Annotated in this window: 16 protein-coding genes and 1 other RNA gene; 14 read left to right on the forward strand and 3 right to left on the reverse strand. The window is 56.7% G+C overall.

Annotated features, from left to right (window positions below):
• Window positions 1–122: 122 nt before the first annotated feature.
• From lysA to C7445_RS12260, 3 genes are all read left to right on the forward strand, one after another.
• Window positions 123–1,448 (forward strand): diaminopimelate decarboxylase, encoded by a 1,326-nt coding sequence (lysA, locus tag C7445_RS12250; protein WP_134160747.1) that lies wholly within the window; start codon window positions 123–125, stop codon window positions 1,446–1,448.
• Window positions 1,449–1,558: 110 nt separating this feature from the next.
• Entirely contained in the window at window positions 1,559–3,085 is a 1,527-nt protein-coding gene (locus C7445_RS12255) for a fumarate hydratase (protein ID WP_134160714.1), read from the forward strand.
• Between the two features lie 253 nt (window positions 3,086–3,338).
• Window positions 3,339–4,634, forward strand: a complete 1,296-nt coding sequence (locus C7445_RS12260; RefSeq protein ID WP_134160716.1) for an Nramp family divalent metal transporter — start codon at window positions 3,339–3,341, stop codon at window positions 4,632–4,634.
• 23 nt (window positions 4,635–4,657) lie between these two features.
• On the opposite strand, the gene C7445_RS12265 is transcribed toward C7445_RS12260, so the two are convergent.
• A complete protein-coding gene (locus C7445_RS12265) occupies window positions 4,658–5,977 on the reverse strand; it encodes a lipopolysaccharide biosynthesis protein (protein ID WP_134160718.1) in 1,320 nt (439 codons plus the stop codon).
• Window positions 5,978–6,150: 173 nt separating this feature from the next.
• Between C7445_RS12265 and C7445_RS12270 the strand changes: the two genes are divergently transcribed.
• Window positions 6,151–7,902: a pyrimidine-nucleoside phosphorylase gene (locus tag C7445_RS12270; RefSeq protein WP_134160720.1), complete on the forward strand. Its 1,752-nt coding sequence runs from the start codon at window positions 6,151–6,153 to the stop codon at window positions 7,900–7,902.
• Window positions 7,899–9,755 (forward strand): oligoendopeptidase F, encoded by a 1,857-nt coding sequence (gene pepF / locus C7445_RS12275; RefSeq protein WP_134160722.1) that lies wholly within the window; start codon window positions 7,899–7,901, stop codon window positions 9,753–9,755. Before C7445_RS12270 ends, pepF begins: the two co-directional genes overlap by 4 nt.
• 67 nt (window positions 9,756–9,822) lie before the next feature.
• Here the strand turns inward: pepF and C7445_RS12280 are convergent, their stop codons facing one another.
• Window positions 9,823–11,109 (reverse strand): sensor histidine kinase, encoded by a 1,287-nt coding sequence (locus tag C7445_RS12280; RefSeq protein ID WP_134160724.1) that lies wholly within the window; start codon window positions 11,107–11,109, stop codon window positions 9,823–9,825.
• A gap of 159 nt (window positions 11,110–11,268) precedes the next feature.
• Window positions 11,269–12,117: a pyrroline-5-carboxylate reductase dimerization domain-containing protein gene (locus tag C7445_RS12285; RefSeq protein ID WP_134160726.1), complete on the reverse strand. Its 849-nt coding sequence runs from the start codon at window positions 12,115–12,117 to the stop codon at window positions 11,269–11,271.
• A gap of 163 nt (window positions 12,118–12,280) precedes the next feature.
• Between C7445_RS12285 and C7445_RS12290 the strand changes: the two genes are divergently transcribed.
• The 9 genes from C7445_RS12290 to ssrA all read left to right on the forward strand — a co-directional run bounded on the left by C7445_RS12290 (window position 12,281) and on the right by ssrA (window position 22,872).
• On the forward strand, window positions 12,281–13,468 hold the full coding sequence (locus tag C7445_RS12290; protein WP_134160728.1) for a phosphoglycerate kinase: 1,188 nt from the start codon (window positions 12,281–12,283) through the stop codon (window positions 13,466–13,468).
• Window positions 13,469–13,498: 30 nt separating this feature from the next.
• Window positions 13,499–14,266, forward strand: coding sequence for a triose-phosphate isomerase (gene tpiA, locus C7445_RS12295; RefSeq protein WP_134160730.1), 768 nt, complete (start codon window positions 13,499–13,501; stop codon window positions 14,264–14,266).
• The gene (gene gpmI / locus C7445_RS12300) at window positions 14,266–15,837 is read left to right on the forward strand and encodes a 2,3-bisphosphoglycerate-independent phosphoglycerate mutase (protein ID WP_134160732.1); all 1,572 of its coding nucleotides are present in this window, start codon (window positions 14,266–14,268) and stop codon (window positions 15,835–15,837) included. Before tpiA ends, gpmI begins: the two co-directional genes overlap by 1 nt.
• 126 nt (window positions 15,838–15,963) lie before the next feature.
• On the forward strand, window positions 15,964–17,244 hold the full coding sequence (eno, locus tag C7445_RS12305) for a phosphopyruvate hydratase (protein ID WP_134160734.1): 1,281 nt from the start codon (window positions 15,964–15,966) through the stop codon (window positions 17,242–17,244).
• A gap of 53 nt (window positions 17,245–17,297) precedes the next feature.
• The gene (gene secG / locus C7445_RS12310; RefSeq protein WP_134160736.1) at window positions 17,298–17,540 is read left to right on the forward strand and encodes a preprotein translocase subunit SecG; all 243 of its coding nucleotides are present in this window, start codon (window positions 17,298–17,300) and stop codon (window positions 17,538–17,540) included.
• A gap of 116 nt (window positions 17,541–17,656) precedes the next feature.
• A complete protein-coding gene (locus C7445_RS12315; protein WP_243835173.1) occupies window positions 17,657–18,835 on the forward strand; it encodes an MFS transporter in 1,179 nt (392 codons plus the stop codon).
• 107 nt (window positions 18,836–18,942) lie between these two features.
• Entirely contained in the window at window positions 18,943–21,750 is a 2,808-nt protein-coding gene (gene rnr / locus C7445_RS12320; RefSeq protein ID WP_134160740.1) for a ribonuclease R, read from the forward strand.
• 118 nt (window positions 21,751–21,868) lie between these two features.
• Entirely contained in the window at window positions 21,869–22,339 is a 471-nt protein-coding gene (gene smpB, locus C7445_RS12325) for an SsrA-binding protein SmpB (RefSeq protein WP_040290781.1), read from the forward strand.
• Window positions 22,340–22,501: 162 nt separating this feature from the next.
• Window positions 22,502–22,872: a transfer-messenger RNA gene (ssrA, locus tag C7445_RS12330) on the forward strand.
• Window positions 22,873–23,356: the final 484 nt, after the last annotated feature.

The raw sequence follows: 23,356 nt of genomic DNA on the forward strand, positions 1-23,356 counted from the left end.
CGGTTGCGCAGAGATGCGACTATACTTATATCTGAATCTTTATGCAGGTTTCTGGACCGCAGCGGGGGATCAGATAGAGAAACACGACATCGTGAACAGGAGTGGAGATTGTGGCTCAGGACATGATCACGATACCGACTCGGGTCGATGCGCACGTCGAGATCGACGCCGCGCATCACCTGCGTATCGGCGGCTGTGACGCCGTCGAATTGGTGAACAGTTACGGGACGCCGCTTATCGTCTACGACGAGAACGTCATACGGCGCACCATACGTGCGTTCCACAACGTCTTTCGACAGGCTGACGTCCCATATCAAATTTCGTATGCGAGCAAAGCGTTTTGCACGTTGGCCATGTGCCAACTGGTGTATGACGAAGGGTGCGGCATCGACGTCGTGTCCGGCGGCGAGTTGCACACGGCGTTGACGGCGGGCGTGCCCGCGAAGGCGATTCACATGCATGGCAACAACAAGACCGTCGACGAACTTCGGTATGCGCTCGAATCGGAAATCGGTGCCATCATCGTCGACAATTTTTACGAACTGAGTTTGCTTGATGAGCTCACGCGCGAGTACGGGCGCGAGATCGACGTCTTGATCCGCGTGGCACCTGGCGTTGAAGCCCATACCCACGACTTTATTGCGACAGGCCGCCAGGACAGTAAATTTGGGTTCGATCTCGCGAGCGGGCAGGCGCAAATGGCACTTCGCCAGTTGACCGATTTGCCATTTCTGCGCTGTGTCGGCGTGCACGCGCACATCGGCTCGCAAATCTTCGATATCGAAGGATTCCAATTGATGATTGAGCGTCTGGCAGAGGTTTATCAGTACGGGCTGTTACAGCTCGGACTACCGTTTCAAGTGCTCAATGTTGGCGGCGGTTTTGGCATTCAGTATACCGACGAAGATGCACCACCGACCACCGAGACCTTGGCGGCTGTGATCAAAGCCGTCAAAACGGCATTTGGCAGCCGGAATATGCAAATCCCCACAATTTGGATTGAGCCGGGACGGAGCATTGCCGGCCCAGCGGGGGTGACGTTGTATCGAGTGGGCAGCCAGAAGCAAATTCCTGGCGTTCGCAATTATCTCGCGATCGATGGTGGGATGACGGACAATCCGCGCTTGGCTCTATATGGCGCGAAATATCATGCGATCTATGCCAACCGTGCCGACGCCGCGCCGGAAGCTACCTGGTCGATTGCGGGGAAGTGCTGTGAGAGTGGAGATATGCTGATTTGGGATGCGGCTTTGCCCAATCCGCAAGCAGGGGACATCCTTGCCGTGTTTGCCACGGGTGCATATACCTATTCGATGGCCAGCCACTACAACCGGATCCCCAAGCCTGCTGTCGTCTTTGTTCGGGACGGCAGTGCTGAGCTCGTCGTCCAGCGCGAGACTTGGGCCGACTTGATTCGCAGGGATGTGCCACTGCCCAACCGCGCATAACGCAAGAATATCCATTTTTGTGCACGGGCGATCCCACTGTCTCTATCCGCAAGTGATATACTTGTGGGTGGAGATAAGGTTCGCGCCGTTTGCGAAAGGGGATATTTCTGGTGACCACGAAAGCGTTTGAAAGCTTGCTTGCATTGATTACAGAGACTTCAACCAACTTGCCCCCAGACGTTCGCCGGGCTATCAAACGAGCGCAGCTCGAAGAAGAACTAGGCACTCGCGCGTCCATTGCACTCAACACCATCGTCGACAACATCGTCTCGGCGGAGGAAGATGTCCAACCCATCTGTCAGGATACGGGCATGCCTACGTTCATTGTGCATTGCCCCGTTGGATTCAATCAGATTGCGTTTGAACGCGAGATCGAAGCCGCGGTGCGCGAAGCGACCAGGCTCGGGAAGTTGCGCCCGAATTCGGTCGATCCGCTGACAGGTAAGAACACGGGGGACAACCTCGGCGAAGGGACACCTGTGGTTCATTTTCATCAATGGGAGCGCGACGAGGTCGAGGTGAAGTTGATCCTCAAAGGCGGCGGCTGTGAGAACAAAAACATTCAGTACGCCTTGCCGACGGAACTCCCTGGACTGGGACGTGCCGGGCGCGATCTCGATGGCATTCGCAAGTGTATTCTGCATGCGGTCTACCAAGCACAGGGTCAGGGTTGCAGTGCCGGTTTTATCGGCGTTGGTATCGGCGGGGATCGGACAACTGGCTACGAGTTGGCCAAAGAGCAATTGTTCCGATCGCTTGATGATGTCAATCCGAATCCACAACTGGCCGAGTTGGAACAATACATTTTAGATAAGGCAAATCAGCTTGAGATTGGCACGATGGGCTTTGGCGGAAAGGTGACGTTGCTGGGCTGCAAAGTCGGTGTGCGCAACCGCATTCCGGCGAGCTTCTACGTTTCTGTCGCCTATAACTGTTGGGCATTTCGCCGCTTAGGCGTCGTGCTCGATCCGGCAACAGGCGAGATTCGGCACTGGCTCTATAAGGACAATGAGGAAAAAATGGAACGGCCGACTCACGCGTTTGCGACCGACAGTGCCATCGTTTTGGAAGCACCGATCAGCGAGGAGCAAATTCGCAAGCTAAAGGTCGGGGATGTCGTACTCATTCGAGGTGAAATGCACACTGGGCGCGACGAAATCCACAAATACCTGATGAAACACGATGCACCTGTCGATCTGAACGGCGGTGTCTTGTACCACTGTGGTCCCGTGATGTTGAAGGACGACGATGGCACGTGGCACGTCAAGGCGGCGGGCCCAACCACGAGCTCGCGCGAGGAGCCATATCAGGCGGATATCATCGAGAAGTTCGGCATTCGTGCCGTCATTGGCAAAGGTGGCATGGGTGAAAAGACCTTGCAGGGGCTCAAAAAGTCTGGTGCTGTTTATCTCAACGCGATTGGCGGTGCGGCACAGTACTATGCGAAGTGCGTCAAGCGCGTCAATGGCGTCGATTTTCTCGAGCAATTCGGCGTGCCAGAGGCCATGTGGCATCTGGAAGTTGAGGGCTTCGCGGCCATTGTCACCATGGACGCCCACGGAAACAGTCTGCACAAGGATGTTGCCGAAGAGTCTCTCGTGAAGCTTGAGGATTTGAAAGATCCGGTCTTCGTTTGACACGCATTGATCGCAATCCGTTCGATCCCGCAGGGCAAACGACATCGCTCGTTTGCCCTGCTGTCTTCCTTTCATGTTCGGAAAAGACAAATAGTTTCCCTCGTGAAAAAATTTTATCCATTTCCAAAATGATGCGGCACATTTTCCGCGCAAGGGTATATAATATCACTATAAAGTTTCCCGAGACTAAAACTGTTGCACATATACAACAAACGTAGTTCATGAGACCCAGTCGGGAGAAGGAGGAATTTCCGTGAGTGTATCGACTTCGCATGTGGAGCGGGAGAGCAAGGCGGTTGCCGCAGCTCGGGCATCTCTGGACGAGCGCCGGCGGGGGTTGCGGGCGCTGCTTCCATTTTTGGGGCCGGCGTTTGTCGCCGCCGTCGCCTACGTGGATCCCGGCAATTATGCGACCAATATACAGAGCGGTTCCGAATTCGGCTACAAACTGCTGTGGGTCGTCATTCTGGCAAACTTAATGGCCATGTTGATTCAGAACATGTCGGCAAAGCTCGGCATTGCAACAGGCAAGAGTCTGCCGCAGATGTGCAGAGACCATTTTCCAGGATGGCTCACCTATGTGATGTGGGGATTTTCAGAGGTGGCGGCCATGGCCACGGATATTGCTGAATTTTTGGGCGCAACACTTGGCCTCAATCTGTTGTTCCATATTCCGATGATCATTGGCACGCTTTTAACGGGCGTTGTGACGTATTTGATTCTCATGCTTGAACGTTTTGGATTTCGGCCGCTCGAGAAGTTTATCACCGCTTTTGTGGTCGTGATCGCGCTCTGTTACGTCATCGAAACGGCGTTTGCACGGCCCAACTGGGGGGCCATCGCCTATCACAGCTTTGTGCCGTGGCTCGGCAACCAAAATGCCATTCTGCTCTGTGTCGGTGTGATTGGCGCGACGGTGATGCCGCACGCGGTATATCTGCACTCTGGCTTGACACAGCATCGAATCGTCGCGCGCAATGCCGATGAGAAGCAGAAGATTGCCCGCTTTAACACGAAAGAGGTCATCATCGCCATGTCGCTTGCCGGTTTCGTCAACTTGTCGATGATGTTCATGGCGGCGTCGGTGTTCCATGGCACAGGTCATTCTGGTATCGCGGACATCGGGACGGCGTATAAGACGTTGACGCCATTGCTCGGTTCGGCCGCCGCCGCCGTCTTTCTTGTGTCGTTGCTCGCTTCTGGATTTTCAAGTTCTGCCGTCGGCACGATGGCTGGCCAGGTCATCATGCAAGGGTTTGTCGGGTTCTCCATTCCTCTCTGGGTGCGGCGCGTCGTTACCATGTTGCCGACGGTCGTCATCGTGGCGCTCGGCGTGAACCCGACACAGACACTCGTCTTGAGCCAGGTCATTTTGAGCGTCGTGTTGCCGATGCCCATCATTGCACTCGTACACTTCACGAGTAAGCCAGCCATCATGGGCAGGCTCGTCAATCGTCGCTTGACCAGCGTGCTCGCCGTCGTGTGTGCGGTCGTGATCGTCGTACTCAATCTGATTCTCATCTATCTGTCTTTTGGCGGCACGCTGTAATGGCCGTCACGCGGTTGCACTGGTCATGCCCGGTGCAACACGCGGCGGCGTAAGGCGAGTGCCATGTCGCGATATGGTGCGAAGTCTTCGCGGCGCAATTGCCACAAGTCACGGCTGTCCCGCTTGGCGATCCGGTGGTACCAATACACGTAGAGTGCCAGTTCGAAGACGTATGAAATAGTCGACGCAACGGAAGCCCCATACATGCCAAACAGCGGGATGAGACCAAGGCAGATCAAGGCGTTTGCCGCGATCACGCAGAGATTGACCCACATCAGTGTCAAGGGCTTGCCCTGGGCATTGGTGAAGTACTGTGAAATCACGTTTGCTGTCGCCTTCAGGACGAGGCCTGGCAGCAGTACATAGAATGGTCCGATGGCATGGCCGTACTTGTTCCAACTGTAGATCAGCACGAGTACAGGCATGCCCACGGCCAATGCGATGGCGCCGAGTGTCGACGTGATCAAGGTCTGGCGGGAAGCCCGCTCGGTGATGGCGCCTGCGTCGTCGGTTGTCGCGGCGGTGACGCGGTGAAAGACCATGGTCGAGATGGTCTGTGTCAATGTGTTGAGGATTTCTGCCGCCGCCACAGCCACGCCATAAATCGAGATGATCGTTGCACTGTGGGTCGTCAGCAGCATCCAAAAGTCGGTTCGGTAATTGATGTAACCCGTGACAATGGCGAGCGACGACGCCGTCCCATAACTGTATAGGCCTCGCCATTCCACACTTGACCAACGCCACTTCAGGACCTCCCGAAATCCCAGTGCGCGATAGGCGACAAACAGCGTCATCGCGACACATACGATCCATGACAACAGCCAGATGCGAAACGTCCAGAGAAGCCGTAGAGCATGGGCCAGGTGGGGCTGAAAACAAATAAAGAGCAGGTAACAAACGAGAAAGACCACCGCCTGGGCAATGTTTGCGCGGTTCAACCAGGAGATTTCACCGAGTGAGTTGAGCAGTTTTGAGCTGTACCCGAAGAGAAACGTGAGCGGCATCCCAAAGAGCGCAAACATGACGGTCAACGACGGATGGGTCAACCAGGTGACCAGGGTCGCCGCAACCCACACGAGGATGCTGAATGAGTACATGACCAGGTTGCCCATCTGCACAATGCGCGCCTTATCTTCCGGCCGTCGAGGCAATGCGTAGGAAAAGTAGTTCGTGTAGCCGCCGGAGAAGGACTGGCCAAGGGTCGCGATGGTGGTCGATAACTGGAACTCACCGCGACTTGCCGTCGGCAGGTAGCGAGCCGCAATGGCGCTGTTGATAAACGTTAGGGCGGACGACGCCCCGCGGTAGACAAAGCTGTATAGGGTCAACTTCCGTTCGCTCACCGTTTTGCACTCCGTCCATCTGTCGTGTTTCGACCATTTTCCGCAACGAGTTTACTGTACCATGAATCCTGCAGGGAATGGCGAATTTCGAGCCATCGCAAACGTTGGATTGTTATGGTAGGATGTTGTTCAAGTTTTCGTGAGAAGGTACGGCGGATGGAGGAGCTCACGCAATGCGAACCGTGGATTTGATTGACAAAAAGCGTAGAGGCTTGGCCTTGTCGGACGAGGAACTCGCATTCCTGGTGACAGGGTATCTTGCCGGCGAGATTCCGGACTACCAAATGAGCGCCTGGCTCATGGCGGTCGCGCTACACGGCATGAGCGATACCGAGTTGAGCGCATTTACAGCATGTCTCGCGCAATCTGGCGAAACCCTCGACCTGTCGCTGATCCCTGGTATCAAAGTCGACAAACACAGTACAGGCGGGGTTGGCGATAAGACCACCATCGTCATTGCGCCACTGCTTGCCGCGATTGGCGTGCCGATGATCAAAATGTCGGGACGAGGCCTTGGGCACACGGGCGGCACCATCGACAAACTCGAGTCGATTCCTGGATTTCGCACCGACTTGTCGATCCCGGAGATGGTCGCTCAGGTGCAGCGAATTGGCGTGGCTCTGGCGGGGCAGACGGCGGAACTGGCGCCGGCCGACAAGCGCATCTACGCATTGCGCGATGTGACTGCAACGGTCGAGTCACTACCACTCATCGCGAGTTCTGTGATGAGCAAGAAGCTGGCCAGTGGTGCGGATGCCATCGTTCTCGACGTCAAAGTGGGCGACGGTGCGTTTATGAAAACTTTGGCCGATGCGAAGCGCTTGGCGCGCGCAATGGTCGAGATCGGGAATCGCGCCGGGCGGCGAACAGTGGCGGTCTTGTCCAGCATGGAGCAGCCTTTAGGGCAAGCCATCGGCAACGCCCTCGAGATCGCGGAGGCCATTCGCGTTTTACAGGGCGAAGGGCCACAGGATCTGACTGCAGTCTGCCTCGCTCTGGCCTCCGAAATGGCCGTGCTCGCTGGGGCAGCGGATCATGTGAAACAGGCACAGGAGATGTTACAGGCAGTCATCGTCGACGGGCGCGCCTTGGCCAAGTTGCGGTCGTGGATTGCGGCGCAAGGCGGTGACGCCGCGGTGGTGGACGATCCGGCGCGTTTACCGCACGCCCCTGTGCAACGAGCATGGACTGCACCCTGCGACGGTTTCGTCAAGGAGCTGCCGGCGCTGGCGTTTGGTTCGGCCGCAATGCGTCTTGGAGCAGGCCGGGCGAAAAAGGATGACATCATCCATCCCGCTGTTGGCATCGTCCTCCACAAGAAGATCGGCGATGCGGTCGGGGCCGGAGAAGCTGTCTTTACGGTGCACGCGGTCGATCAACCGTCGGCGCAGGCTTGTATCGATGAATTGGCGCAAGTCATTCAAATTGTGGAGAAACCTGTAGACCCCTTACCGCTCTTGCTGGGGCGCATCCAAGCCGGCACCGGGGACGTCGACGAAGATTTACTCGCGGCGGCCCAAGCGGCTCGCAATACCGCATATGTGCCTTACTCCGGTTTTGCCGTGGGTGCGGCATTACGGCTTGCGGATGGGCGGATTATCCAGGGGGCAAACATTGAAAACGCGTCCTATGGGTTGACAAATTGCGCCGAGCGTACCGCGATGTTTACGGCTCTCGTCGCCAACGGGGAAGCGGGAGAACGACCGCGCATCGCGGAAATCGCAGTGGTTGCAGACGCGCCCGAACCAGTTTCACCATGTGGCGCCTGTCGCCAGGTGCTGGCAGAGTTTTGCCCGCCGGAAACACCTGTCGTGCTTGCCAATTTGCAGGGCGACGTGTTGCGAACGACGGTCGGTTCGTTGCTGCCTGGCGCGTTTGGAGCAAAGCAAATGGTTTACACGCGTATGAAGGAGGCGGATGTATGAGTACACAAGCGAATTCGGACAAGAACGTTCGGGATGTTGGAGAGAGCCTACGGGCCAGTGAAGTTCGCGGGAAGCCACGCAGCGAGATCGATCCCGCATATCGGTGGAATCTGGAAGATATATATGCGGCGGAAGCGGATTGGCAGCAGGATGCACAGCGTCTGCAGGCGTTGGTCCAAGCGTTTGTCGGGCGCCAGGGCACACTTGGCCGATCCGCGGCAGATCTCCTGGCTGGGCTGAAACATCACGATGAGATCGGCATGGTTGCTGGGAAGTTGTATGTGTATGCGAAGATGAAGCTGGACGAAGACACAGCCAACGGAGCGGCGCAGACTCTATTCAACCAGGCCACGTCGCTTCTCGTTCAGGCAAACGCCGCGACGTCGTTTTTCGTGCCGGAGATTTTAAGTGTGGACGCCAATCAGCTGCAGGCGTTTGTCGATGCGACGCCGGAACTGCAAGTGTATCGATTTGCCCTTGAGGAAATCACGCGTCAGCGCGATCACGTTCTATCCCCGGAGGCGGAACAGCTGCTTGCGCAATTCGGTGAGGTGCTTGGCGCGCCCTCTGACATCTTTGAAATGTACAACAACGCCGATATGGTATTTCCGACGATTGCGGACGAGAACGGGCAGTCTGTCGAAATCACACACGCGATGTATCACGAGCTCTTGGAGCGAAAAGATCGGGACGTGCGCGAACGGGCGTTTACGGCGGTTTATGACACGTACAAGCGGCATCGCAACACCATTGCGGCGGTGTATGCAGCAAATGTCAAGCGAAACGTCGTCAACGCTCGCATCCGAAACTTCCCATCGGCTCGCGTGGCGTCGCTCGACGCGGACAACATCCCTGTCGCCGTCTATGACAACCTCATTCAAGCCGTCGAGGAATCGCTGCCTGCGTTGACTAAGTATTTACAACTGCGTAAGCGGGTTCTCGGGGTCGACCAGTTGCAGATGTGGGACTTGTTTGTGCCCCTTGTTGCGGACATCGATTGGAAAATCCCTTATGACGAGGCGAAGGCCACCGTGCTGGACGCCGTCAAAGTCTTTGGCGACACATACCTTGAGGCAGCCACGCGCGGGCTGAACAGTCGCTGGGTCGACGTCTATGAGACGCGCGGTAAGCGTTCAGGTGGCTATTCCTGGGGCACGTACGGCACGCATCCGTACATTCTGTTGAACCACACCGACACCGTGCAGGATATGTTCACGCTTGCACATGAGCTGGGTCACTCCATGCACAGCTATTTTTCGCGCAAGACGCAGCCATACGTCTACAGCGATTACACCTTGTTCGTCGCCGAAGTCGCTTCGACGTGCAACGAAGCGATTCTGTATGACTATCTCGGGCGCATCATTGCGGAGCCTGCGAAACGCGCTTATCTCCTCAATCAGCAGCTTGAAACCATTCGCGGCACGCTGCTGACACAGACATTGTTTGCCGAGTTTGAGAAGATGACGCACGATCACGCTGAGCAGGGTGGGGCATTGACAGCCGATTGGCTCGACGAGACCTTTTACCAGCTCAACGTGAAATATTACGGAAACGCGGTGAACGTCACCGACCGTACCGCTCATGGTTGGATGCGCATTCCACATTTCTATTCAGCGTTTTATGTCTACAAGTACGCGACAGGCATCTCGGCTGCGATCGCGCTTTCGCGCAAAATCCTCAGCGAGGGTCAACCTGCCGTCGCGGCATACGTAGACTTCCTGTCTGCGGGCAGTTCGGACACGTCCATCGAGTTGTTGCGCAAGGCCGGAGTGGATATGACTTCGCCCGAACCGGTGCGTCAAGCATTAACGCAATTTGAACAACTGGTGGAGGAACTCGGGAAGGTGCTCTAAAGGACGATGGCTAAGGGGCAGCAAATGTTCAGGCGTGCCCCTTTTTTTGTAACGCTGTCTCGCGAGGTCAAGTAACAGGTTGCGCCTTCGGTAGGTGGATGGAGACCACGGTTCCCCGGTCGACTTCGGAGTTGACGGTGATGTGACCGCGGTGCGCCTCAACAATGTGTTTGCTGACAAACATGCCAAGACCTGTGCCAGATGGCTTGGTCGTGTGGAACGGACGGAACAGCTGGCGCATATCTGCAATTCCGCAACCGTTGTCGATGATCGAGATGTCAATGTCTGCGCCGGAGTCTGCCAGCCTCAGGTTGACTGCGCCGTTCACGCGGCCCTCACAGGCGTGTACCGCGTTTTGGACCAGATTGATCAACACCTGTTTGATGCGGCCTGGCCGAAGTGTGGCAAACACGGCACCGGCGGGCACCGAACAGGTGAGTTCGACGCCGCACAAACTGGCCTCTGGCTGGAGAAAGTGGCATACGGATTGCAGCAGGTGGCAGACATCGATAGACTGTGGCCACTCGTTATCTGGCCGCGACAGCCCCATGAAATCCTCGAGCAATTCCTGAATTCGATCTAACTCGCGAATTGTCAATTGCAAATAGGCTTTATCCGTCTGCTGGCAGCGCTCGCCAAACAACTGCAAAAAACCGCGGGCGGTCGTCAGTGGATTGCGAATCTCGTGGGCAATCCCGGCGCTGAGCTGCGCCAAGGCCGACACCTTTTCGAACTCCTGGAGCTTCGTTCGCAGGCGGTCGATAAGGGAACGTCCGCGATCAACAGGCGGCTGGCTCTGCAGGCTTGTCCATATTTGTGCAATGCTGTAGGCCATGGCATTGGCCGTCTGCTTGACGAGCATGCTCGGTGCGGTCGTTTTGACCAACAGCACAATGTCCCGATTTACCGAACTGCTCGCATCCGATACGGTTGCCATTGCCAAGTGCCAGCCATCCCGCCAGGGATGCTCGTGCAACAATGCGGCTTCGCTCCGCTGCGGACCTCGCTCAACGTCCAGGCATCCGATCATGCCGGGGAACAGGTTGCCCGGTGCCAGCGAATCAAGCCGTTCGTCGATGGACGCTGGGATGCGCGCGCCTTGATTCACAACCCGGTCGAGGATGACGCGATCCGCATCAAGAATCAGGCAGACGAGTGGCTCGGGAAATGGGAAGCCTGCGACAAAGTCACGCACGACGCTACAAAACGCTTCATGCTCTACAAGTCTGCGCTCGAAGTCAAGGACACAGGGACGCCTGTTTCCGTCGTCCGTACAAGCCCGCTCGGACGTCTGCAACATGTGCGTGTTCAATGCGAAGTCATCTACTCTGATACTGGCCGAAGCATAGCTCACCGTAAGTTACCACCTTTTTGGATCGCACGCTCGTGTCAACAAATGTTTTGAAAACATTATGCTTTCCGTTCAATTTTTTGACAAGCGTATCGTGTGGAATTCATGCCTATTCGACAAAGGTTGTCAGAATTCGCCGTGAAACTCGATCGGCTTTTCGGTTTAACGGCCGTCGCGGGCCGGCAGTGGCTCAACCGTCCGGCCGGGATGGGTGTGTCGGGCAGTCGTCTTATGGAGGTTGGCGAACATCTCTTCGGCTCCGCCGAGCGTTTTCAGACCAGCTTCCGTGACACCGCCTGGCACGCAAATTTGTTCAAGGACCTGACCGAAGTCCGCACCCTGCTCGAGCAAAGCCGCTAACCCAATCAGTGTGTTGGTCACGAGTGACTCCGTTTCGGCATAGGGGATACCGCTGATGCGGCTGGCCGCCGTCGCCCATGCTTGACAGAGAAAAGCGAAGAACGCAGGGCCGCAGCTCGTGAGGTCTGAGCAGACGCGGACATCCGCGTCGCGCACCACGTAGGGCTGGCCGATACGTGAAAGCTTGCATTCGATCGCCTGTTGCACTGCGCGCTCCACGTTGTCTGGGTAGGTGATGAGCACGACACCCTTGTGTACCGATTGCGTCAGACTTGGCACAATTTTGATGGGCGTGGCTTTGGTCAGCCTCTGCCAGCTGGCGAGATCGACCGTGCTGATGGTCGTGAGCAACAGTTGTTCCGCCGTAAGGTGTGGCCCCACTTGTTCGGCGACGCGTTCGCCGTCGATGGCTTTTGTACAGACGAAGACCGCGTCGGAGAGCGCGGCGATTTGCTGTATCGTGTCACAAACGACGATCTGCGGACAGCTCGCCGCCACGGCCTCAGCCTTCGCGCGCGATCGGTTATATACGTAAACGGTCTCGCCGGACGTCTCCGCGAACGCCCTTGCCAACATGCCGCCCATGTGGCCGGTGCCGATGATTCCGATGGTCATGTGCCGCCACCTCCGATGCGATCTCGCTTTTGTCATTCATATTCAGCGAGCCTGGCCGATAGTCCGGACTGCCCTTTTGCCTGCACAGAATTCATCGAAACAGGCAAAACACTTTTTGCACAGGAAGTGGTCTGGTACAATACAACTTGTGAACACAACACCCGTGTAGATAGACAAGCAGGAGATGGGAGGTCTTTTCGTGCCAAAACGAACAATTGAAGACGTCACATGGCATGGTAAGCGTGCGCTGGTTCGTGTCGACTTCAACGTCCCGATGAACGATGGAGGCGAAATCACGGACGACACGCGTATTCGCGCTGCATTGCCGACGATTACATATCTGTCTGACCACGGCGCTCGAGTCGTCCTCATGAGCCATCTTGGGCGGCCCAAAGGCGAGCGCAACGAGAAGTATTCTTTGGCTCGGGTCGCGCATCATCTGCAATCGCTTTTGCCGGGCAAACGCGTATCGTTCTGTCAAGATGCGATTGGCGAGACGGCGGAACAAGCCGTTGCAGCTTTGTCCGATGGCGACATTCTCGTTTTGGAGAATGTGCGGTTTTATCCGGGCGAAGAGAAGAACGACCCAGACCTGGCCAAAGAGCTGGCGAAGCTTGGCGATGTGTTCGTCAACGACGCATTTGGAACTGCGCACCGCGCACACGCATCGACGGCGGGCATCGCGGATTACTTGCCGTGTGTCGCAGGCTTTTTGATGGAAAAGGAAGTTGGCGTCATGGGCAAGGCGTTGGCCAATCCGGAACGGCCATTTGTCGCCATCATTGGCGGTGCCAAGGTGTCGGATAAAATCAGCGTGATCGAAAATCTGCTTCCGAAAGTCGATGCGCTGCTCATTGGCGGTGGTATGGCAAACACCTTCCTCGCCGTGCAGGGTTACGATATGGGCAAGTCGCTCGTCGAGGCGGACGCGAAAGAGACGGCAGCTCGCCTACTTGAGCTTGCCAAACAACATAACAGCCGTCTGTTGCTTCCGGTTGACGTCGTAGCCGCGAAGGCGTTCGCTGCAGATGCTGAATATGCGGTGCGCAAGGTCGATGCGGTGCAAGCTGATGAGATGGCGCTCGACATTGGCCCGGAGACGGTGGAGCAGTATCAGGCGGAAATCCGTGACGCAAAGACAGTCATTTGGAACGGGCCGATGGGTGTGTTCGAGATGCCGGCATTTGCTAAGGGCACGTTCGCCATTGCGGAAGCGATGACCGAAGCAAACGCGACAACCATCGTCGGCGGTGGAGATTCTGTCGCAGCTGTCGAGCAAGCAGGTGTTGCGGTAAAGATGTCGCACGTGTCGACGGGTGGCGGCGCATCTCTTGAGTTTCTCGAAGGCAAGCTGTTGCCAGGGGTTGCGGTCATCGAAGAGAAGTGACTTCGGCCAATTGAGGAAGGGGGCACGTCCATGGCAAGAACACCACTGCTTATGGGCAATTGGAAAATGTACAAGACGGTCGCCGAAGCGCGGTCGTTCGCAGAATCGCTGGGGCAGCACTCGGCAAAGCTTGCCGACGGGATCGAATACGCCATCTGCGCGCCGTATACGGCTCTTCATGTTTTGCGCGTGATGTTACCGGCGAACGTGAGCATCGGGGCACAGAATGTGTATCCGGAAAAGGAGGGGGCCTACACGGGCGAAATCGCGCCGGGTATGCTTGCCGAATTCGGGACGCGATACGTCCTGGCTGGACACTCTGAGCGCCGCATGCTATTCAATGAATCGGATCAGATGGTCAACCACAAGGTTCGCGCCATTGTAGAGGCTGGTATGGTTCCTGTTTTGTGTGTCGGCGAGAATTCCTCGCAAAAGCAGGACGGCATTACGAAGGAAGTCGTTACAGGCCAGGTGCAGAAAGGGCTAGATGGACTTTCGGCCGATCAGGTTGTCGGAGCCGTGATTGCCTACGAGCCCGTCTGGGCGATTGGATCGGGCAAGACGGCGACGCCTGAGGATGCGCAGTATGTCGCGAGCGAAATTCGCGCGCTCGTTGCGGATTTGTTTGGCGAAGATGCGGCGGCTTCGGTGCGCATTCTTTACGGTGGCAGTGTGAAGCCTGACAATGTTGCGTCGTTCGTTCGTGAGGCGGACATCGATGGCGCGTTGGTCGGGGGTGCCAGCTTAGATCCGACCTCGTTCATTGAGATGGCGCAAGCGCTCAAGGAGGTTGTCTGATGGCGGACGCGACGTTTGCACACCGGTCCCGTCCAAGTGGCAGAGGCCCGGTGGCCCTGATTATTCTGGATGGTTTCGGTCTCAACCCGGTGCATGAAGGCAATGCGGTGTATCTTGCAAAGACCCCAACGTTTGATCATCTTTGGCAGACATACCCTCATACGCAACTGCAGGCGAGTGGTGAAGCGGTTGGGCTGCCGGACGGCCAGTTTGGCAATTCTGAGGTCGGTCACTCGAACATTGGTGCCGGACGTGTGCTGTACCAGGACTTGACCAAAATCACGAAAGCCATTCGCGAGGGCGACTTTTATCAAAACGACGTGTTGAAGCGGGCGATGAATGCTGCTGTTCGCAAGAACAAGACCCTGCATCTTTGCGGCCTGGTCTCCGATGGCGGTGTCCACAGCCACGTGAATCATCTGCTGGCGCTATTGCGCATGGCCGCCGGCCTAAACGTCCAAAAGGTTGCCGTCCATGCGTTTCTGGACGGCCGTGACACGTCGCCAAAGACTGGCGCTGGCTTCATCCGGCAAGTGGAGTCGCTGATGGCCGATCTTCGCGTTGGGCAAATTGCAACCGTCGTCGGCCGCTATTATGCGATGGATCGGGATCGGCGCTGGGAGCGCGTCGCCAAAGCGTATCACGCGATGGTGCATGGGGAAGGCGAGAAAGCGACGCGTCTCGCAGAAGCGGTGGAACAGAGTTACGCCAACGATGTCACCGACGAATTCGTCCTGCCGATCGTCCATGTGGATGCGCAAGGCGAGCCTGTCGCCAAGGTGGAAGACGGCGATTCGCTCATCTTCTTCAACTTCCGGCCGGATCGCGCGATTCAGTTGTCGCAGGCATTTACAGACCGCGAGTTTAGCGGTTTCGATCGCGGCGCGAATCCGCCGTCTGTGCACTTTGTTTCGATGACCAAGTACAGCGATACGGTCGGCGGCGAGATCGCCTTTCCGCCGGACAGTCCGCACGACACCTATGGCGAGGTGGTGTCGCGGGCGGGACTGACGCAGTTGCGCATTGCCGAAACGGAGAAGTTCCCGCATGTGACATTCTTCTTCTCTGGCGGCCGCGAGGCGGAGTTTCCAGGTGAAGAGCGGATTCTCATTCCGTCGCCGAAAGTCGCAACCTACGACCTCAAACCGGAGATGAGTGCGTACGAGGTGGCAGAAGCGGCAGCCAAGCGGATGCGATCCGGCGAGATCGACACGATGATCTTGAACTTTGCGAACCCGGATATGGTTGGCCATACAGGATCGCTCGAAGCGGCGATCAAGGCCTGCGAAGCGGTCGACGAATGTCTGAAGACAGTGTTGGATGCCATCGCTGCCGTCAATGGTGTGGCCATCGTTACGGCTGATCACGGCAATGCGGATATCATGGTGTTTCCGGATACGCATGAAGTTTGTACAACGCATACGACGAACCCGGTGCCATGCATCGTCACCTTACCAGGGGTAGAGCTGCGTTCGGATGGCATTCTGGCCGATTTGGCGCCGACGCTGCTCGATTTATTGGGGGTGGAGCAACCTCAGGCCATGACAGGTAAGTCGCTGATCGTCAAGTAAATCACGTTTTCTTGGCCAAGCGGATTGGTGCAGCGCGGGCGGATATGTCCGCCCGGTTGACATTGGTAAGCCCTGCGCGGGGAATATGACTCGCGCGGAAATTGACATGACAAGGAGTGGATCGGAATGTCCGAGATTTTTGACGTACATGCCCGTGAGGTGCTCGATTCGCGCGGCAACCCGACGGTCGAAGTAGAAGTTGAACTGGAAAGCGGCGCGATTGGTCGTGCCATCGTTCCGTCCGGCGCTTCGACGGGGGCGCATGAGGCTGTCGAGTTGCGCGATGGTGACAAGGGGCGCTATTTAGGCAAGGGCGTCTTGAATGCGGTCAAGAATGTCAACGAAGTGATCACGCCGGAACTCATCGGCGAGGAAGCATTGGATCAAGTCGCGATCGACGATTTGTTGATTGGTCTTGATGGCACGCCAAACAAGGGCAAACTTGGCGCGAATGCAATTTTGACTGTATCTATGGCTGTCGCGAAGGCTGCGGCTGCTGAACTCGGCGTGCCGCTGTACCGCTATCTCGGAGGCTTCTATGCGCGCACGTTGCCGACACCGATGATGAACATCTTGAATGGCGGAAAGCATGCGGACAACACGGTCGATATCCAAGAGTTCATGGTCGTCCCGCACGGAGCTGAGACGTTCCGCGAGGCTCTGCGCATGGGCGCTGAGATCTTCCATAACTTGAAGAAAGTGCTCGCCGATAAGGGCTTGGCGACGACCGTCGGTGACGAGGGCGGCTTTGCACCCAACCTGAAGACGAACGAAGAAGCGATTCAAATCATCGTCGAGGCCATCGAGAAGGCTGGTTACAAGCCCGGCGAACAGGCTTCCATCGCACTCGATGTCGCGTCGACCGAGTTGTACAAAGACGGCTTGTATCATTTTGAAGGCGAAGGTGTTACCCGTTCGGCAGACGAGTTGATTGCCTACTATGAGGCTCTTCTCGGCAAGTACCCAATCGTGTCCATCGAGGATGGCTTGTCTGAAGACGACTGGGGCGGCTGGGCGAAGTTGACGAAGGCGCTCGGCAACAAGTTGCAACTGGTTGGCGACGATCTGTTCGTGACGAACGTGCAGCGTCTACAGCAAGGCATTGCACAGGGCGTGGGCAACTCGATTCTCGTCAAGGTCAACCAGATTGGCACTTTGACGGAGACGTTTGCGGCTATTGAGATGGCGAAGCGCGCTCGTTATACGTCCATCATCTCGCACCGCTCCGGCGAGAGCGAGGACACAACCATCGCCGACATCGCTGTTGCAACCAACGCGGGCCAAATTAAGACCGGCGCACCTAGCCGCACCGACCGCGTGGCCAAGTACAACCAATTGCTGCGGATCGAGGAAGAACTTGGTGGTGCTGCGCAGTACGCGGGTAAAGCAGCGTTTTTGCACGCTTGACAAGCGTGCTAGACTAAGACTGGAAAACAACGTGGAGCGGAGGTGACAAGCAGATGATGTTAGCAGCGAAAATCGTCCTCGTGGCGTTGTGCGCGTTGCTCGTCCTTGTCATCCTGCTCCAATCGGGTAGAAGTGCGGGGTTGTCGGGTGTCATCACCGGCGGATCGAATCAAACCTCAAACCGTCGGGCCAAGGGACTCGATTCGTTTCTTGGCAAGGTGACGGTCGTATTGGCCATTCTGTTGTTCTTGGTGACGATGCTGATTGCGGCCTTTTACCACTACAATATTCACTGATCAGTCGAAACGGGATTTTGTATGTACAAGGGGCTGCTCGCTGTACATCCTATGTGATGACAGAGGGCGGGCCCCTTTTTCGCGCGACGGTGCGAGCTATGATCGGAGTGATAGAGTTGGGAAAGAAACAAGGATTCTTAATCATCGCGATTTTTATCTTATCGCTTGACCTGCGTCCGCCCATCACGTCGATAGGCCCGCTGATGACGCAAATTCAGCACGCCTTGCACATGAATTCCTTGACCGCAAGTCTGCTGACCGCCATCCCGGTTTTTTGCATGGGGGTTTTTGCGCCGCTCACAAGTACGGTTGGCGACAGAATGGGTATTGATCGGGCGATCTTTGCTTGTATGGCACTCATCGGCTTGGCGACTTTGCTTCGTTTCTTCGTGCACGCTTCGCCCCTGTTGTTGATTTCCGCATTTCTCGCCGGGGTGGGCATCGCCGTCATCGGCCCTTTGCTGTCCGGTTTTATCAAAGAACATTTTCCTGACCGTGCGGCGGCCATCATCGGGATTTACTCGGTCGGTATCGGTGTAGGTGCCACCGTCAGTGCCGGTTTGTCGATCCCGCTGGTATCAACGCTCCACTCTTGGCAGGCATCCTTGGGGACGTGGACCGTGCTCGCCGCACTCGGACTGGTGATCTGGGTGCCTGTGCTCGTCGCGGATCGCGGTTTTCGCGATGAGGAGCAGGCCAAGGGAAAGCTGCCATGGAACGTCGGGCGGGCTTGGCTTCTGCTGATTGCGTTCGGCTTGCAGTCTGGCATATATTACTCAGTCACGACCTGGTTGGCGCCGCAGGCAGAGCAAACAGGGTATTCGGCTGCCGGAGCGGGCGTGGTGCTCACGACGTTCTCCATCATCCAGATGTTCTCGAGCCTCGTCATCCCGATGCTCGTGCACCGCAGCAACAAGCGAACACCTTGGCTGATGGCTTGTGCAGTGTTTTCGATCATCGGTTTGGCGCTGTGTGCAATGCCACTTGCCATGATCGGCCCTTGGATAGCCGATGTCTTTTTGGGAATCGGCCTCGGCGGCCTCTTTCCCATTCTCCTCATTCTGCCGCTCGACGAGGCTTCGACGGGCGATGAGGCCAGCCGTTGGACGGCCATGATGCAGTGCGGCGGCTATATCATGTCCGGCGTCGTTCCGATGCTTGCAGGAGCTATCGAGGACGCAACAGGAAGTTATCATCAGTCGTTTTGGCTGCTGGTCGCGCTGGCCGCAGGTTTGTTTGTCTGTTCCTATTTTCTGAAGCCAAGGCCGCAGCAAATGACTGATCGCGTACGGTAAAACTTTCTACGGCAAGGGGTGGCGATCTCGCCTATTTGTGTCCATACTAGTACAGACATTACGTATCGGTTCGCGCTCAGGCGAGTCTGACGATGGAGTGAGTTCCCTTGCAGAGAGAACAACTGCTCGATTATATGGCCAGCGATATCTATTCGCCGCTGACCGCGCAAGAATTGTGTGAAGTCTTCGACGTCGAGCGGGCGTCGGAGTTTCGGGACTTCTTGAAGCTGCTAAACGAGATGGAAGACAACGGCGACATCATGCGCACAAAGAATAACCGCTACGCCTTGCCCGAGCAGATGAACCTGATTGTCGGGCGATTGCAGATGAAGGCTCGCGGATTTGGCTTTGTCATTCCAGAGCAGGAGTCGGAAACGGACATCTACATCCCGGCTACAGAATTGAATGGCGCCATGAGTGGCGACAAGGTTTTGGCGCGGGTGCGCGATACTCGTGGCAAAACAGGTGCTCATCGCGAAGGCGTGATCGTCAAAGTGGTGGATCGCGCCCATGAGCGCATCGTCGGGAAAATTGCCTTATATGCGTCGCATGCGTTCGTGACACCGCTCGACAAACGCTTCGCCGACGATATCTTTGTGCCGAAAGAGGATGTGCACGGCGCACACGACGGCTACGTTGTGGTCGTCGAGTTGACGTCGTATCCTTCCGCCACGCACGGACCGGTGGGCCGCGTTGTCGAGGTGCTCGGCCACCCCGACGAGCCAGGTGTCGATATCCTGTCGGTCATCCGCAAGTACGGGCTGCCTGAGCAATTTCCCGAGCAGGTGTTGCGTGCGGCGGAGGAGATACCTATCGAAATCGATCCCGCGGAAATTGCCAAGCGACGCGACTTGCGCGACGAAGTCATCGTCACCATCGACGGCGACGACGCGAAGGACTTGGATGACGCGGTCCACGTAAAAGTACTGGCAAACGGCCATTACGAGCTCGGCGTGCATATCGCCGACGTCGGCTATTACGTGAAAGAGGGCAGCGCGATCGACAAAGAGGCGTTTCGGCGAGGGACAAGCGTGTATCTCGTCGATCGCGTCATTCCCATGTTGCCACAGCGCTTGTCGAACAACATCTGCTCGCTCAATCCGCAAGTGGATAGGCTGACGATGTCGTGTGTCATGGAGATCGACGGGCAGGGCCGCATCGTTCATCACGACATCTTTCCAAGCGTCATCCGGACGGCCGCGCGCATGACGTATAACAACGTGCGTCGGATTTTGGTTGAGCGCGATCCAGAACTGCGCCGCAAATACGAAGCGCTCGTGCCGATGTTCGAGCTGATGGAACAGTTGGCGCTGATCCTGCGCGAAAAGCGCATGCGCCGCGGGGCTGTGGACTTTGACTTCGACGAAATTTATGTGAAAGTGAACGATCTCGGCGAGCCTGTCGACATTGTGCCCCGCCAACGCTCAATTGCAGAGCGGCTGATCGAGGAATTTATGTTGGCGGCCAATGAAACGGTCGCGGAGCATTTTCATTGGATGGGTGTGCCGTTCGTGTATCGGATTCACGAGGAACCCGATGCGGCTAAGATGCTGGACTTGAACGCGTTTTTGCACAACTTTGGGTATCACCTCAAGGGTGCAGGCGGCAGTAAAGTGCACCCTCGGGCACTGCAGGAAGTTCTGAGTGAAGTGGAAGGTACACGTGAGGCCCGCATGATTTCCACGGTGATGCTCCGATCGATGCAGCAGGCGAAATACCGGCCGGAATGCACAGGTCACTTTGGTTTGGCGGCGGAATACTATACGCACTTCACTTCGCCAATTCGGCGTTATCCAGACTTGACCATCCACCGTATCATGCGCGAAGTGCTGAGTGGCGGTTTGTCTCCAGAGCGCGAAGAGACGCTGCGCGAGTTTGTCGCGGAAGCGAGCCGTCAGTCGAGCGAACGCGAGCGGATCGCACAAGATGCGGAGCGTGAAGTCGATCAGCTCAAGATGGTCGAATACATGCAGGCGCATATCGACGAGGAGTTCGATGGCATCATCACGAGCGCGACGCAATTCGGTTTGTTTGTGCAGCTCGACAACGGCGTCGAAGGCCTGATTCACATCAGTGCCCTTGATGACGATTATTACGTCCTCAATGAACGGCAGATGGCGCTTATCGGGGAGCGAACGCGTCGCGTGTTTCGGATTGGCGATCCGGTCCGGGTTGTGGTGGCGCGTGCCAGCAAGGAAGAGTTGCGCATTGACTTTGGCCTTGTCGCGCATTTGCGCGAAGCGACGTTTGTGGGCGGCGAAGGTGGCGACGCCATCATCTATGACGAGGATCTGTCGCCCAAGGAGCGTCGCGAGAGTATTCGCCGCCGCGAATCGATGTCCGGTGAGAAAGGCAGGGGCCAGCGCGATCGCGGTATGGGTGGGCGTAACCGGCGAGATAAGCTGAGTGGGCGAACAGTGCGCGGCGGCACAGACCGTGCCGGACGCCGTCGGGACGCGGTGCCAAGCGCGGATCATGAAGATCCAATCATCGACGTTCGACATGCGGCTTCGCCCCCAGATATGCCCTATGACGAGTGGGATGCGGAGTTTCCGGATGCACGTGCGCTTCGTGAAGCAGAGGGAAGTCGTGGCAAACGCCAGCGGCAGAGCGCGGCGGATCGGTTCGCGAAGTGGGATCGGGAAACGGGAGGAGGCGACGGCCATAGGCGCGGTGAGCGCAGGACCGGGGGTTATCGCACGTGGCCGGCCCGAGATGAGCAGGCGGGCGGTCGGAAGGCGACGCGCAAGACTGGCGGGCGCAAGCAGGGAGACCGGGTGGCCGCGGAGGTGGCGGATCGTCCAAAGCGTGCGAAATCGGGGAAGGCACTGGTGGGGACGGGCGCACCTGCAGCTGGCAGAGGCAAACCGAAACGGGCCAAGGGTAAACCGGGAGGCAAGCGCGGGCGAAGGTGAGTTTGGGTCCAAGGGCTGCACATGCATCTATCGGATGCGGATTGCCTTGCTCGCTCTTGTGAGCCGTGTTATGATGAACTCTACGCTATATCATTGAAGCGGCTCTGGAGTGACACGTATGGCAAAGTCCGGTGAGGGAAAAATTCTTGCGCAAAATCGAAAAGCGTACCACGATTATTTCATCGAGGAGACGTTCGAGGCTGGCCTTGTGCTCACCGGCACAGAGATTAAGTCCATGCGTAAAGGTTCGGTCAGCTTGCGCGATGCGTACGCGCGAGTCGAAAAGGGCGAGGTGTTTATTCACAACATGCACATCGCCCCTTATGAGCAAGGCAATCGATTTAATCACGATCCGTTGCGAACCCGCAAGTGCTTGCTCCATCGCAAGGAGATCAATTATCTGTTCGGAGCTGTTCGCGAACGCGGAGTTACGCTCGTGCCGACAAAGATTTATCTGAAGAACGGATTTGCCAAGGTGGAACTGGGACTCGCCAAAGGCAAGAAGCTCCACGATAAGCGCGAGACGATGAAGAAACGCGATGCCAACCGCGAAATCGAGCGAGCACTGCGGGATCGTCAACGTGGATGACTTGGATGTTGGTGACCAAACAGCTTCTGTCTGGACAGTCCGGATGCGATTGGACAGATCAACAGCATTCTACGGTTGTCAGAAACTGTGGTTGGTGTTAGACTGATATACGTCAGTTCGGCAAGAACACTCTCGGCGATTAGCGATACAATCCCAAAACGCGGGGGCGTTTTGGATTCGACGGGGATTGTTCGAGCATGGACGGCGGGCCGTGGGGCTGCGCACACGTTAATCACGCAGGTCTAAGTTTAACTGGCAAAGCTAATCGCTTTACCTCACAAAGCAAGATCGCTCTCGCTGCCTAATCGCACGAGACCGTTACATGACGCGTTGCCTGTGCGCGCCGTGTAACGTCACCTGAGCAGGCTAGTCGGTGCCTATGTTCGCGGGGCATCGGCGAAACCATAGCGAACTCGCCTGTACACCAGCGTGATCGTCCGCGGGTGGCAGGGACATCAGTAGACGGTCTACGCCCGTAGATGTGCATGTAGCGAGATCTTCGGACGCGGGTTCGATTCCCGTCGCCTCCACCATCCGAAATCCGGGCGAAGCACAGAAAAATGTGCTTCGCTCTTTTCATGTAAGGATCCGGGCCCATCAAGGGGCTCGGCCAGAAATAAACCTGTATCTGGCGGGTTTCCGGATCAAAGATCATATGTGACACGAAAGCACGTATCATCTCACGACGCTGCTTGTTCGTCCCCGCTTGCATCACGTTAGAGAAGTCTTCGAGCAAAGTCCGCAACTCCAATTCGGTAATGGGACGGATGGGCTGTACTTCGACCAGCAAAGCCGCCTTCTTACGTTCCAACCGCTCCTTCTCGGCTTCAACGGTCTTAAACGCTTCAGCCAAGGTTGTTGAAGGGCCGGTCATTTGAATCGTTGCGAGGAGGTTGTTCATCTTTCTCTGGGCTTGCTCAATGTGAGCGTCAAATAGTGCACACCTAGCGCCAGCGTGCCTGGTGCGAGATGATCCCCCCAGAATCCGACCATGGAGGGATCATCGTGACGAAGGCG

The sequence above is a fragment of the Alicyclobacillus sacchari genome, from assembly GCF_004366795.1.
In the GTDB taxonomy this organism is placed as follows: domain Bacteria; phylum Bacillota; class Bacilli; order Alicyclobacillales; family Alicyclobacillaceae; genus Alicyclobacillus; species Alicyclobacillus sacchari.